This is a genomic window from Paludifilum halophilum (genome assembly GCF_002245355.1).
Classification (GTDB): Bacteria; Bacillota; Bacilli; order Thermoactinomycetales; family DSM-45169; genus Paludifilum; species Paludifilum halophilum.
On the sequence record NZ_NOWF01000001.1, the window covers coordinates 324,367 to 337,969 of the forward strand.

Sequence of the window (13,603 nt, forward strand, 5' to 3'; positions counted from 1 at the left end):
CGTCATCGATCATTTCCCCGTGAAAAAAGCCACCCAGCCGCTCACCTGTGCGCGGAACTGCTGGATGGACGGAATCATCCCTGCCCGGATAACGACCGAACAAGGGCTCTGTCTGTATGAATGTTGCAATCGTTGGGATCATCAATTCACAAACATTATATGCCACGCCAAAACGTGAATCAAGGAACAAGAAAACCCTGCCTTATAAGGCAGGGTACAATGGGTCAACCGCTAGTGCCCCATCAGGGAACCAAGTTGATAGGGTGGTAGGCCGTCGTAGATCCTTTGCACTCAGGGGAGCACAAGTCTCGCCTCGTTCGCTTCCGGGTCTCGCTATGCGTTTTTGCAAGAGATCAGAGACGGCTCCCAGCCCGACCGCCCCCAGCAAGGGATCAAACCGATCAAAGTCTGCCTGAAGGGGCACCAGAAGCGTGGTGGTCGAATCCTAAGATCGCAGGATCAAGGACGGATTTCCTGCTTCACCCCATCCCCTTTTTCCAGCCTGGCTTATTTGTTGACGGTCTCATCCTCCAATACGTCCATCACACCGAACTCCTCGGACAACGGCCGCAACCGCGAGGATCCCCGTACTGTATAATAAACGGCCGCCAGCCCAAAGAAGGCCAAAATCACCATGATGAGCGGGATGTTCAACCCTAAGAAGGGCAGACTGGTGGTCAATACGCTATACTTCATCACACTGTACATGGCGATCAGGGCCATGATCAGAGCGATCCCCGGCACCACCGGAAAGAATACCTTAAAGGGGCGATCCAGGTTCGGCTCTTTTTTGCGCAGGATAAACAGCGAGATCATACTGAGGACGTACATGACCACAGCCCCGAAGACGGACAGAATGATCAGGGCACTGGCAAAGTCCGCTGAAGCGGCACAGACGACACCGATCGCTCCCGGCACAATCAGGGCCCAATGCGGAACTTTTCGGCTGTTGAGCCGGGACAGAAAAGCCGGGAGGTAACCGGCGCGGGAGAGAGCGAAGGCCTGCCGGGAATAGCCGATAATAATCCCGTGTAGACTGGCGATCAACCCGGCCAGACCGATGATCGCCACCAACGTGGGCAGGAAGGAGTTCTCTCCATATGCTCCGGCCAGTGCCTGAGGCAACGGATAGTCGGCGGGTTTTCCCTCTCCCCCTCCCAAACCGGCGGTAACGGTCAGGCTGCCGACAGTGCACAGCATCAAGGTGAGAATCCCGGTGATAAAGCCGATAGGGATATCCCGTTTCGGGTTTTCCACTTCTTCGGCGGCCATGGCCGCCCCTTCAAAGGCAAGGTAGAACCAGACGGCGAAGGGAATCGCCGCAAACACCCCGGTCCACCCTCCAACCAGAGCCTGGTCGTGAATGATATTGGAGAGTTCCACATGAGGTGCTCCCGCCCCGAAGTAAATGGCCAACCCGACCAGGGCCAGGATGGTGGCCACCATTTCGATCAAGGCGGCCCCCTTGACCCCGACCAGATTGATCAGGATAAAGAAGATGAAAACGGCCACGGTAGCGTAAATGGTCGGAATCGCCGGAATCAGGAAGTGGATATAAGCTCCGGTGGCGACGGCGATCGCCGGCGGGGCAAAGACAAACTCAAACAGCACGGCCAATCCGGTCATGAAGCCCATGAACGGGCCCATCGCCCTGCGGGCGTAGGCGGAGGGTCCGCCGGCATGAGGGATTGACGTGGACAGTTCGGAATAACTGAAGATAAAAGTGGCGTAAAAGACGGTAATGATTAAAGCCGCAACGGCCAGGCCCAGGGTGCCTCCCTGTTCAAACCCGTAGTTCCATCCGAAATACTGACCCGAGATCACCATGCCTACACTGATCCCCCACAGATGGATCGGCTTAAGTGCCTTCTTTAAGTGCGTATCAGCCATTCACTTTCACCTCGCTTGTTTGATACAGCAAATAACTTTGTTAAAACTTTCTAACAATTGAAACGGGCCTTGGCCCCGCGCACCCATGGAGAACGCGGGGCTCGACACCCATAAGGCCTTAAAAATAATGACTGGTGATTCCCCCATCCACGTGAATAATTGAACCGTTGGTCCAATCCGATTCGTCGGAAGCCAGATAGACAGCGCAGTTGACGATATCCTCCGGTTTCCCGAAACGACCGCTGGGTTGCCGTCCCAGTCGGACATCCCGCGCTTCTTTATCCGTCAACAGCCATTCGGTCATCAGCGGGGTCTCGATCGGCCCCGGGGCGATGGCGTTGGTCCGGATTCCCCGGGGACGGAACTGAATCGCCAGGGATTTGGTCAAAGAGACCACGGCCCCCTTGGAAGCGGTATAGGCGTCCTGGGGTACACTGCACCCCATGTAGGCGACGAAAGAAGCGATATTGATGATCGATCCGCTCCCCTGTTTCAACATCTCCGGAATGGCGTACTTACAGGACAGCATCACCCCTTTCACATTGACGTTCAGCACACGGTCCCAGGCTTCGGCGTCCGTGTCGATTACTGACTCGTCGTCCTCCGGCATGATTCCGGCGTTGTTGTAGAGCACATCGATCTTTCCGAAGGTTTGCACGGTTTGTTGAACCGCTTCCTTCACGTTGGCTTCATCTGCAACGTTGCAGTGAAAAAACTCCGCTTTCCCTCCCTTGGCCTTAATTTCCTCCACCGTTTTCCGACCGGCTTCCTCGCCGATTTCAAAGACCGCCACTTTGGCTCCCTCTCGGGCAAACTTCTGAGCGGCGACCCGCCCCATACCGCCTCCCGCACCGGTGATCACACTGACTTTGTCTTTTAACCGCATTGTTCCCGTCCCCTTTCTTTATCCCTGTTCGAAATAACGGGCGCGTTCCCAGGTTGTCACAACCGCATCATAGGCCTGTTGCTCCAGCTTGGCCGCATATCCGTAATGATAAGCGACATCCTCGCCCAGGATCTTTTTTACTGTATCGCTTCCCTCCCAGTAGGCGATCGCCTCATACAGCGATCCGGGGATAGAGGGTGAACCTTTCACTTCATAGGCGTTCCCCTTCCGTTCCGCTTCCGGTTCGATTCTCTGTTCAATCCCCTCCAGCCCGGCTCCGATCATCGCCGCATAGGCCAGATACGGGTTGATATCCGCCCCAGTGATCCGGTTCTCGATTCGGAGACCTTTTTTGTCCCCGACGATGCGAATACCGGCGGAACGGTTATCGCGGCTCCACACGATGTGAACCGGAGCCCAGCTTTCCGGAGCAAACCGCTTGTAGGAATTGATGTTCGGCGCAAACCACAGGGTCAGATCCCGGGTATATTTCATCACACCCCCGAGGAAATGACGCATCGTCTCCGACATATGATGCTTCGCGGCGGGATCGTAGAAGAGATTGTTCTTTAGATCCGGATCCCATAGGCTGATGTGGATATGTCCGCTGGATCCCGTCCACCGGTGGTCCGGCTTGGCCATGAACGTAATCGCATATCCTTCCTGAATGCCGATTTCCTTCAAACCGTGTTTGAAGGAAACGTGGCGGTCCGCTGAGGATAGGGCATCGGTATACACCAGGTTCACCTCGTGTTGACCGGCGCAGGCTTCCCCCTTGGAGGATTCGACAGGAATCCCTGATTCCGTCATATACTGGCGGACCTTGCGGTAGAGCGGCTCATTTCTCGTCCCCTGCAACAGATTGTAATCCTCATTGTAACGGCCCGCTGTCAGGATCCTCTCATAACCCTTATCGTGGATGGATTCATAGGTTTCCTCCATCGTATAAAACTCCAGCTCGCTGGCCATCATGATGTGAAAACCCCGATCCCGGGCTTTTTTAAGCTGTTTCTTCAGAATGCTGCGGGGAGCGATGTCGATCAGTTCCCCGGTTGCCTCCGAGACGACATCGGCCAACACCATCGCCGTCTTGTCCAGCCAGGGAATCCGGCGCAGGGTAGACCAGTCCGGGCGGGCCAGCCAATCGCCGTATCCGCCCTCCCAGTTCATCTCCCGAAACCCGGGAGGCGTGTTCATCTCCATATCCGTTCCCAACAGATAGTTGCAAAAATGAGTTCCGTGATCCAGATCACCCTGCAGAAAATAATCCCCCGTCAAGCGTTTACCCATCAGCCGGCCCTGCATATCGATAATAGCGACGACCACGGTGTCGATGCGACCTTCCCGGACCGCTTCTTCCAGTTCCCTTTTCGTCATCATCCCTTTGGCCCGTACTTCCGTATCCGTCTGATTCATCATCGGCCCCTCCCTGTAGTTGAATCAATCCAACACCGTAGCGATATACTTCAGCTCCAGAAACTCCTCCAACCCGTGGTGACCCCCTTCCCGACCCATGCCGCTCTCTTTGATACCGCCAAAGGGAGCTTGGGGGAAACTGAGGGAAGTCCCGTTCACCCCGACCATACCGAACTCCAGCTCTTCGCTGACGCGGTGGATGCGGCTGGCGTCCCTGGTAAATAAATAGGCGGCCAGCCCGTAAGGCGTCCGGTTGCTACGGGCGATCACCTCCTCCTCGTCATCAAAAGTGAGAATGGGGGCGACAGGACCAAACACTTCTTCCCGGGTGAGTTTCATGGAATCATTCACGCTACAGAGGACTGTCGGCGTGTAGAACGTGCCCTTCTCGAACAATTCCTCGCCCCCAACCCGAACCTCGGCTCCTTTTTCCCGGGCATCATCGATCAGGGAGGCCACTTTACGGCGGGCTTCCTCATTGATCAAGGGGCCCACATGCATCCCCGGCTGGGTACCCGCTCCCACTTTCAGTTGTCGGACCCGGTCGGCGATTCGCTCGGTGAGAGCCTGTGTAATCTCCCGGTGGGCGTAGATCAAGTTGATCCCATTACACATCTGTCCGCAATTTTCAAACTTATTGTCCACGATGGCGTCCGCAGCCTTGTCCAGATCCGCGTCGGGAAAGACAATCGCCGGCGCATTGCCCCCCAGCTCCAGGGACAGGCGTTTTACTTGATCCGCCGCCTGTCTCATCAGCATCTTGCCTACGTCCGTCGACCCGGTAAAGGAGAGTTTGCGCACCCGCGAATCGGTCAGCCACGCTTCCCCGATCTCCGAAGCCTTCCCCGTCACCAGATTGGCCACCCCGGAGGGCAGGCCCGTCGCCATCAACTCCCTGAACAGGGCAATAGCGATCAGCGGCGTCTCCTTCGGCGGTTTCACCACGACCGTGCATCCGGCGGCGAGAGCGGGGGCCACCTTGCGGGTTACCATCGCCGCAGGGTAGTTCCAGGGAGTGATCAACGCCGCCACCCCCACCGGTTCCCGCAGGACGGTGATCCGATGATCGGAACGGGAGGAGGGTATCACTTCCCCGTAGATCCGCTTCGCCTCCTCGGCATACCACTCTACGAACTCGGCGGCAACTCCCAGCTCCCCCTCCGCCTCGGAAACGGGTTTACCCTGCTCTAGAGAGAGAAGTTGGGCCAATTCGGTACTCTTTTTTCGAATCCGCCGCGCCCACTCCTTCAAGTAACGGGACCGATCCGGACCCGGCCGCTTGGACCACGCGGAAAAAGCTCGATGGGCGGCATCGACGGCTCTGGCCGCCAGCTCTTCTCCCCCGTTGGGAATGTAACCGATCTCTTCCCCCGTCGCCGGATTGATCACCTCCGTCGATTCGGTCCATTCTTCTTTACAGCCGTCAATCCAACAGTAATTCCAGTAGGATTGGATCTCACTATTCATCCTCTCTTCCTCCTTCACCCTCGATTTGTTCCATCAACCAACGGAAGGGGAGCAACCCTTCCTTGTACTCCACCGCCATTGTCTCCGGATGCCACTGAACAGCGAGAATGTTGGGATGGTCGGGATGATACAACCCTTCCACCACCCCGTCCTCAGCGGCGGCTGATACCACCAAACCCTCGCCCGGCTCTTTGACGACCTGATGATGATAGCTGTTGGTCTCGGTTTTCTCTTTTCCGAATAATTCTGTCAGGATCGGATGGAGCAACCAAACCCGGTGGGCCAGGTACCAGCGGGGAGCCCGGTTGAACTGGTGGGAAAAGGCATCACTTGCGACGTCGGTGACATCCTTGTACAGCGTTCCCCCGAAATGGATGTTGAACAACTGCATCCCGCGGCAAATGGCCAGCACCGGCTTCTGCAAACGGATCGCGTCTGCGATCAGGGTCAGCTCAAACCGGTCCCGCTCCGGGGCCAGTTGCCAGCAACGCATGTCCGGTCGCTCCCCGTATAAAGAAGGATCAATATCCTCCCCTCCGCTCAGGACCAGACCATCCAATCCCTCCAGGAGGGTACGGCAGTCCCTCCGGCTTCCGACAGGAATCCCCACAGCCACTCCTCCCACCTGTTCGACAGCGTGGATATAATCGTGACCGACGATGCTGAATCCCTGCCCGGGCAACCCGCGAAAACTCCCGCCGTACCCCTCTTCTCCCCGAACGTGATATCCGGTAATGCCGATCAACGGTTTTTTCCCCATCTCGTTGCCTCCCTTAAAAAGAAAAATGCCCAAAAACCCTCGTCTTCAGAGGATTCTCAGGCACCGTTGCCTCATTTTTATTTATTTTTTTTAAAATGCCATTTGCTCTTCCTGTTCCCGCAAAATCTCCCCGGCCCGTTCGCCGATGGATATCTGCCGGTCCATACTGCCTTTCCGCAAGTACTTGTATGCCTGTTCCTCGGACCAGCCATGCTGTTTCATCAGGAGGCCCTTCGCCCGTTCCACCAGCTTCCGCTCCCGGAGCTTCTGCTCCATCAGATCCATCTCCCGGCGCATAGAGGCGATCCGCCCGGCCTGAGCGAGAGCGACTTCCACTGTTGGAATCAAGTCCGATTCACGGACCGGTTTGGTCAGATAGCCGGTAACATGAGCGTTTTTCGCCTCTTGCACCAACTCCCTCTGGCTGTACGCGCTCAACAGCAGAATGGGGATCTGCAGAGAACGGGTGATGATCCGGCTCGCTTTGATACCGTTCATCTTCGGCATCTTGATGTCCATGATGATCAGGTCCGGGCGGAGGCGGTAGGCCAGTTCCACCGCCTTCTCTCCGTCACCGGCCTCCCCGGCAGTCTCATATCCCGCCTCCATCAGCATCTCCTTCAAGTCCATGCGCATGATGGATTCATCTTCCGCCACCAAAATGCGTCCCGGCATGGTTATCCCTCCTCCAACGGGAATTGGACAATCGCTTCGGTCCCCTCGGGTGTCGGAAAGGCAGAGAAGGAACCGGACAAGTCCTGCTCCGCCAGGGTTCGAACAATCTGCAGACCGAGGGAGGCCTCCTCGTTCCGCTTAGAGGGAAGCCCGTATCCGTCATCCCAGATCCGCACCCGCACCTCGTACCCGAGGGACTCGATATGGACACCGATCCGGCCGTATTTCCGGTCGACAAAGGCGTGTTCGACGCTGTTCTGGATCAGCTCATTCACCACCAGGGCCAGTGATACTGCTTTATCGGAGGGAAGGATGATCGGCTTTCCCGTGAAAGCGATTTCGATCTCTTTGTCAGGACGACCATTCACGACCAACATCGACCCGATCTTTTTCATCATGTCCAGGATCTCTACCTCGTCCAGACCGGTACTGGAAAAAATCTCGTGGACGGAGGCGATACTGAGAATCCGGTTCAGGCTCTCCTGAAAAATGCTTTTCACTTCTTTAGAGGGGGCCCTTCTCATTTGCAGGCGGAGGAGGCTGGCGATCATCTGCAGGTTGTTTTTCACCCGATGGTGAATCTCCTTGATGACAGTGGATTTCACCATCAGCTGCCGCTCTTTTTCCCGAAGCTCCGTCACATCCCGGATCATCAGCAGAGTACCGATACGCCGGTTTTCTTTTCGTAAACTGATGCTTTTTACACCCAGCGTCTTTTTTCTCCATCGGACTTCCTCATAGTGAACCTCATGTGACTGGTAATCCAGATCGCGGAGAAACTCAAGCTGGTCATCCACCGGGATATCCTGACTTTCCCCTCCAGCCAGCAGATTGAGCGCCTGGGTATTGGCATAGTCAATGCGGCCTTCCCTATCCACCAGAAACAGTGCCTCCTGAATCAAATCGGGGATCAGCGACCCCTGTTCCGCCATACCCATCAATGTCTGACTGAGTTGCTCCGTCGTGTGGGAAAGGGCGCGCAGCTGGTTTTCGTGCCTCAATTGTAAACTGATATCCTGTTCCATGATCAGGGAGCCGATGATCTCGCCGCGGTCATTTTTTACCGGGACGACGCTCTGCTTCACCGTTTTTCCCTCTTGGGTAATCGCCCGATTGCGGACCGTGGGTTCACCGGTCTGATGCGTGCGTGCCACCGCCGGCTCGTACATCTCATACGCCCACTGCCCCACAACGGATTTCCGGTACAGGGAAGACCCCGTAGACGGGCTCGCCTCGGCCACCACCACGGCATGGGGACCGTTCTTGACCGGGCAATCGATAAATACATGTGCCTGGGAAAGATCAGCAATCATGCGTAGTTTTCGGCTCAAATCACAAATTTGCCGGATATCCTCATCCATCAATGAAGTGTGTTCTTTACAAAGTTCCTCGATCGACGTCACAGCGGCCTTTTTCCCCTTTTTGGCAAAAAAGCGCCTCAATGATAAACATTGGAGGCGCCTTTGCCGTTACATTCTATTCACTTTATGTTTGCATTGTAACAGATCCACAAGGTTGAGTAAATGAAATTAAGATAATATTCTGCATCCAAAAACAGCCAATCGGATAAAAAGCCCGCCACCCCACATATTGGCGTCTCATCAAGTTCATGTTCGATGGTTTTCCTGCATCCCTGGATGCTTGATCGTCTTTTTTCTCCTTTTGTTTGCATTACAAACTTGTTTATATTTTGAATGACGGTGCACGAAAAGAATGTCGGACCGAAAAAATAAACCCTCTTTCCCAGAGGGTTTGTAACTTACCGAATGAAAGAACCGATGATCGGATAATCAAACCGGCGATTTGTCAACGCGTAAAAGATACCGACAATCGGGGCAATCAAAGCGATCAAACCGAACACGATCAAAAAGGGAATCCCGATCAAAATAAATGAGAAAAAGTAAGATATGGAAACAAGAATCCCGATCACAACATGAAAAACCAAGGCTTGCAGTGACAGTCGCTTGATGTCCCGGTCGCCGGACAACAGATAAACGACGATCGGCAATAGAATCGGAGCAAACCAAGTGCTCGCGTGGATCAATACTTTTAACACTTTCATCGCAGCAACAACACCTCCCAGGGATGCAATCAAAAAAAGAATCCTTTCCAGTTTACCATGCCGAACGATTCCGTTCATGAGGTATACGCCTTATAATTGGCTGATTTCTACTTTACTCGGTAAGCCTTATCGGTTTCAAGTCATCGATGGTGAATCGACGATGAATAGTGGATTCGATTTTTTTTGTATTACAAACTAATCTGCGTTATATAAGATCGACTTTTAACCACTCACACAAAAAGGAAAGCCCTCAACTGAGGGCTTTTTTGATCCTTTAAAGGAAATGAAGGTACACACATCTCCGATCCGTTGCATCTTCACGTTCCTTTTCGTCTGTATTTCTTATATAAGTACCGGTCAGGATGCAAGAAGCGCCGAACAGCTTGTTCAAAAGCGGAAAAGGGACTCCCATTTTTCATCCGCTCCCTACTCGTCCAGAATCTTTTCCAGGCCGTATACCAAGTGATCGAGCGTCATCACCTTTTCCGCTGCCAGCTTGACCCCCGGCATAAAGGATTCCCGGTTCATCGAATCGTGACGCAGAGTCAACAGCTGGCCCGGCCCGCCGAACAACACCTCTTGATGGGCGACCAGGCCCGGGAGGCGAACACTGTGGACGCGGAACCCGTCCTTATAACCTCCACGGGCTCCTTCCAACGTCTCTTTTTCATCCGGTTGCCCCTGTTTCATCTCCTCCCGCTCCCGGGAAATCAATTCCGCCGTTTTCAGCGCTGTCCCCGAGGGGGCGTCCAATTTCCGATCATGATGCATTTCGATGATCTCGACATGAGGAAGATATTTCGCTGCTCTGGAAGCGAAGTTCATCATCAATACCGCCCCGATCGCAAAATTGGGGGCGATCACACCGCCAATCCCCCGGTCCCAGCACATCGCCTCCAATTCATGAATCTCGCCCTGGGACAAACCCGTTGCTCCCACCACAGGACGCACTCCGTACTGAATCGCCAACTCCGTGTTGCGATAAACCACTTCCGGTGTCGTAAAGTCCACCAGGACATCCGGGCGGCTTTGAACCAAAGCATCCTCCAGGGAATCCGTCAAGGCGATTCCCACAGATCCGATTCCGACGGATTCACCGACATCCTCCCCGATTCGGCTGCGAGACACCGCTCCCGCCAGTATCATGTTCTCCTCCCGTTGTACCAGCTTGACCGCTTCCTGCCCCATACGGCCGGTCGCTCCGGCAATCACCACTCTGATCGAATCCATCTTTGTCGGCCGTCCGTCTTCCCGGAAGGCCTCTCTCCCTTCTGTCCAGTTTTTAATTATGTAGCCGACTCCTCGTCCACCCGAGTCCAGCGGTCGGCATCCCGGGTATGATATTTCTGCATCACCCGGTTAAAAGCTTCCTCCAGATCGATATCCAATGAATTGGCGAAACAGATGACGATAAACAGCAGATCACCCAACTCCATTTCCATACTGTTCTCCTCTTCGCCGGATTTCTTCGGCTTCTCCCCGTAACAGTGGTTGACCTCCCGGGCCAGCTCCCCCACTTCTTCCGTCATCCGGGCCAGCATGGACAAAGGATGAAAATACCCCTCTTTAAACTGAGAAATATAATCGTGGACATCCTGCTGCATCTGTTTCATCGTTCGATCCTCCATCAGTCGTCCCCCTCTCGATACTTCTCCATCGTAACCCATCCCCCCGATGAAACTCAAACCCCCGGGTTTGAAGGCTCCCGGAGAAAAGAAGGTGTTTTCCGACGAAATTGGAGCAGACTAATCCAAACCAAGGTACAAGAATCTCAATCACGGACGACCATACCGGGACTATTCCCGCATGGACGCTTTATCATACGCCATTGCCCGGAATCCTCGCCTATGTAATAATAAGGATTTGATCAATGGAAGAGGAGGCGAGATCGTTGTTTCATCAACTCATAAAAAACCATTACAAAAACATACTCGTGATCATCTTCGGCTCTTTTATTTTTGCTTTGGGAGTCAACTACTTCGCTATCCCCAATGAACTGTCCGAAGGCGGTTTCACCGGGATTACCCTGATCTTGTTCTATCTGTTCGGTTTTTCTCCCGGGTGGGTCAACCTGATTTTGAACCTTCCCTTGTTCTTCGTCGGATACAAAGTGTTCGGAACACGCACTCTTGTCTATACGATCATCGGTATCACCTTTATCTCGATTTTCCTCGGCATCACCGAAACTTGGGGAGAACCGATTCCCGGGGATCCGCTTCTTGCCGCCTTGTACACCGGTGTTCTCGTCGGAGTGGGCCTCGGCATGATCTTTCGCGTCGGTGGAACCTCCGGCGGCTCTGCGATTATCGCCCGCCTGGGCAATAAATACCTGGAATGGAGCATCGGCCGGGCGATGCTCCTCTTCGACCTGCTCGTCGTCGGCGGCTCCGCATTCATTATCGGGCGTGAAAACGCAATGTACACCCTGGTCTCCATCTTTATCGGCGCGAGAGTCATCGACTTTGTCATTGAAGGACTGGACGCCCGCAAAGCGGTTACCATTATCTCCGGTTCCGCCGTTTCCCTCTCCGACCAGATCACCAACGACATGCACCGAGGGGTTACTCTCCTCAAAGGGCGCGGCGGTTATACCGGCACCGACAAAGAGGTGATCTACATCATCATCAACCGGCAAGAGCTCCCCCGGATGAAACAACTGGTCAATGAAATCGATCCTTATGCTTTCGTCGTCGTCCACGACGTAAGGGACGTGTTGGGAGAAGGATTTACCTTCGAAAAAACCTAACCCCGATCAAGAGCGGTTCGGCGGCTATAGCGATATTTACGCCAGGACACATAGCTCAACACCCCTGCAATCACACCGCCGACAGACAAAAGAGCCGGAATGAGAGGGGGTTTCCCCTCTTCCCCGATCGCGAGCACTTCCTCCTCAGGCCCGTAAAAAAGCGGAGAAATCATTCGTTCCCATTGATCGACGGCACTTTCCACCGTTCCCGGCTCCAATTCTTCTTTTTGAAGCTCCTTTTGCAAAAAGGACATCAGCGCATTCGTTTTTTCTACTGTCGTAGGGGAGCGAACCACATAGAGAGCCGGCCGGATCTGCTCATAATGTTCGATCAGTTTCCGTCCGGATCTCCGAACCGCTTCCGGGCGGTTTTTTTTCAATCCACTCCGTACCTCGCCGATTCGGCTTCGAAAGCTTCCTTCAAAACGATGCCACAAGGGCTGGTGGGGTTGAGCCAAAGCATCAAAGGCTAAGTGGACTCTTTGGGTTACTTCCGCCAATTCCTCGGGTCGGACCATGACACGATTCAACTGCCGGTCCGCTTCCACCAGGGTATCGGACAGGGCCCGAACCCCTTCCACCGTTAAAGAACTTCGGGACAAATCCGCTTTGGAAAAGCTTTCCGCCAACTGGTTTAACTCCTTCCTCGCCTCCGCCCACCGGCCCTCAGCCACTTTCCCTTCGACCCTGTCTGCTTGCCGGGCCCATTTTTTTGCTTGGGGATCCGGTTTCACATGGTCCGCCAAAACCGTCACCGCCCCCCCGGAAAAAAAGCCCGTCCCCAACAGAAAAACAGCCAAAGCGAAACCGCATAACCGAACCATGATGATCCTCCTGACATCTCCCATTCGTTTCTTCTATCCTATGCTCAGCCTGTCCAGCGGATGTGAAAGAATATCAAAAAAGCGACAAACAGCCCGCCCAGCGGAGCCATTCATCGCTTTTTCAGTAAAATTCGCTGGTCATACAGCGGAACTCGGTTTTCTTATCCCAGGTTCGGCCAGAGCGTATAGTCCCGCTTTCGCTCTTCTCTCCCGATAAAACCCAGCACTGCAAACAGGGCCAGACTGACCAGGCTCATCACCACTGTAAATACTTCCACCCGGGCCTCCGCACCCGCCAGGGAAGCGGGCAACCAAGGATGAAGGTTGAGCCCGTAATCCAACGCATCGTTCAACAACGTCCACATCCCCACCGCCGCCAAGTGACGCCAATCGTATGTATAAAAACGGCTGTACAGGATTCCCTGAAGGGCCATTCCCAGATGGAAAACCGCTAACATCCAGTCTGTCCAATGGAGGGATTCCAAAAACGGTTGCGGGGAACGGAGGCCGCCGGCGACAATCATCGTCACCGCCCAGATTCCGTACTTAAACAGCGTAACTGCGGCGAAAGCCTCCAATAGGGGGCTGCGGCGCTTCAGGATATAAAGCAGCAGAACGACGGTAAAGGCCGCACTGGCCGTGGGACTATCGGGGACAAACAGATTGAGCCAACTCCCGACAGCGATCAATTGGTTTTTATACCAATAAAACCCGTAAACGGAGCCCAGGAAGTTGATCGTAAACAGCGTCCATAAAAACCACGGACGATCCAGCAACCCGACAAAAGCTTTCCACCACCACTTGAGCATGCCTTGTTCCTCCCGTATGGAAAAACACACAACCCGGTGGTTATCGATTCCCCGGGTTGTGTGTATGC

At 54.3% G+C, this 13,603-nt stretch carries 13 protein-coding genes; 1 reads left to right on the forward strand and 12 read right to left on the reverse strand.

Features of this window, described 5'->3' with window-relative positions; translation table 11 throughout:
* Window positions 1–507: 507 nt before the first annotated feature.
* The 10 genes from eat to CHM34_RS01475 form a co-directional block, all read right to left on the reverse strand.
* Complete coding sequence (gene eat / locus CHM34_RS01430) at window positions 508–1,890, reverse strand: ethanolamine permease (protein ID WP_094262792.1); 1,383 nt, start codon at window positions 1,888–1,890, stop codon at window positions 508–510.
* A 118-nt stretch (window positions 1,891–2,008) separates the two neighbouring features.
* Entirely contained in the window at window positions 2,009–2,776 is a 768-nt protein-coding gene (locus tag CHM34_RS01435; protein ID WP_094262793.1) for an SDR family NAD(P)-dependent oxidoreductase, read from the reverse strand.
* Window positions 2,777–2,794: 18 nt separating this feature from the next.
* Complete coding sequence (locus CHM34_RS01440) at window positions 2,795–4,192, reverse strand: glutamine synthetase family protein (protein ID WP_094262794.1); 1,398 nt, start codon at window positions 4,190–4,192, stop codon at window positions 2,795–2,797.
* Window positions 4,193–4,216: 24 nt separating this feature from the next.
* On the reverse strand, window positions 4,217–5,659 hold the full coding sequence (locus CHM34_RS01445) for an NAD-dependent succinate-semialdehyde dehydrogenase (protein WP_094262795.1): 1,443 nt from the start codon (window positions 5,657–5,659) through the stop codon (window positions 4,217–4,219).
* Window positions 5,652–6,419, reverse strand: a complete 768-nt coding sequence (locus CHM34_RS01450; RefSeq protein WP_094262796.1) for a gamma-glutamyl-gamma-aminobutyrate hydrolase family protein — start codon at window positions 6,417–6,419, stop codon at window positions 5,652–5,654. The genes CHM34_RS01445 and CHM34_RS01450 overlap by 8 nt, the downstream gene beginning before the upstream one ends.
* A 90-nt stretch (window positions 6,420–6,509) precedes the next feature.
* Window positions 6,510–7,094, reverse strand: a complete 585-nt coding sequence (locus CHM34_RS01455) for an ANTAR domain-containing response regulator (protein ID WP_094262797.1) — start codon at window positions 7,092–7,094, stop codon at window positions 6,510–6,512.
* Between the two features lie 2 nt (window positions 7,095–7,096).
* Window positions 7,097–8,497 carry a sensor histidine kinase gene (locus tag CHM34_RS01460; protein ID WP_141201608.1) on the reverse strand — a complete coding sequence of 467 codons (1,401 nt, stop codon included), beginning with the start codon at window positions 8,495–8,497 and terminating at the stop codon, window positions 7,097–7,099.
* Between the two features lie 356 nt (window positions 8,498–8,853).
* On the reverse strand, window positions 8,854–9,156 hold the full coding sequence (locus CHM34_RS01465) for a magnetosome magnetite crystal formation protein family (RefSeq protein WP_094263070.1): 303 nt from the start codon (window positions 9,154–9,156) through the stop codon (window positions 8,854–8,856).
* A 426-nt stretch (window positions 9,157–9,582) separates the two neighbouring features.
* On the reverse strand, window positions 9,583–10,386 hold the full coding sequence (dapB, locus tag CHM34_RS01470) for a 4-hydroxy-tetrahydrodipicolinate reductase (protein WP_094262799.1): 804 nt from the start codon (window positions 10,384–10,386) through the stop codon (window positions 9,583–9,585).
* A 56-nt stretch (window positions 10,387–10,442) separates the two neighbouring features.
* Complete coding sequence (locus CHM34_RS01475; protein WP_094262800.1) at window positions 10,443–10,784, reverse strand: nucleotide pyrophosphohydrolase; 342 nt, start codon at window positions 10,782–10,784, stop codon at window positions 10,443–10,445.
* Window positions 10,785–11,047: 263 nt separating this feature from the next.
* Between CHM34_RS01475 and CHM34_RS01480 the strand changes: the two genes are divergently transcribed.
* On the forward strand, window positions 11,048–11,902 hold the full coding sequence (locus CHM34_RS01480) for a YitT family protein (RefSeq protein WP_240511809.1): 855 nt from the start codon (window positions 11,048–11,050) through the stop codon (window positions 11,900–11,902).
* On the opposite strand, the gene CHM34_RS01485 is transcribed toward CHM34_RS01480, so the two are convergent.
* Window positions 11,899–12,726: a sporulation protein YpjB gene (locus CHM34_RS01485; RefSeq protein WP_169713531.1), complete on the reverse strand. Its 828-nt coding sequence runs from the start codon at window positions 12,724–12,726 to the stop codon at window positions 11,899–11,901. The genes CHM34_RS01480 and CHM34_RS01485 overlap by 4 nt on opposite strands.
* A gap of 161 nt (window positions 12,727–12,887) precedes the next feature.
* Entirely contained in the window at window positions 12,888–13,535 is a 648-nt protein-coding gene (locus tag CHM34_RS01490) for a DUF1405 domain-containing protein (RefSeq protein WP_094262803.1), read from the reverse strand.
* Between the last annotated feature and the right edge of the window lie 68 nt (window positions 13,536–13,603).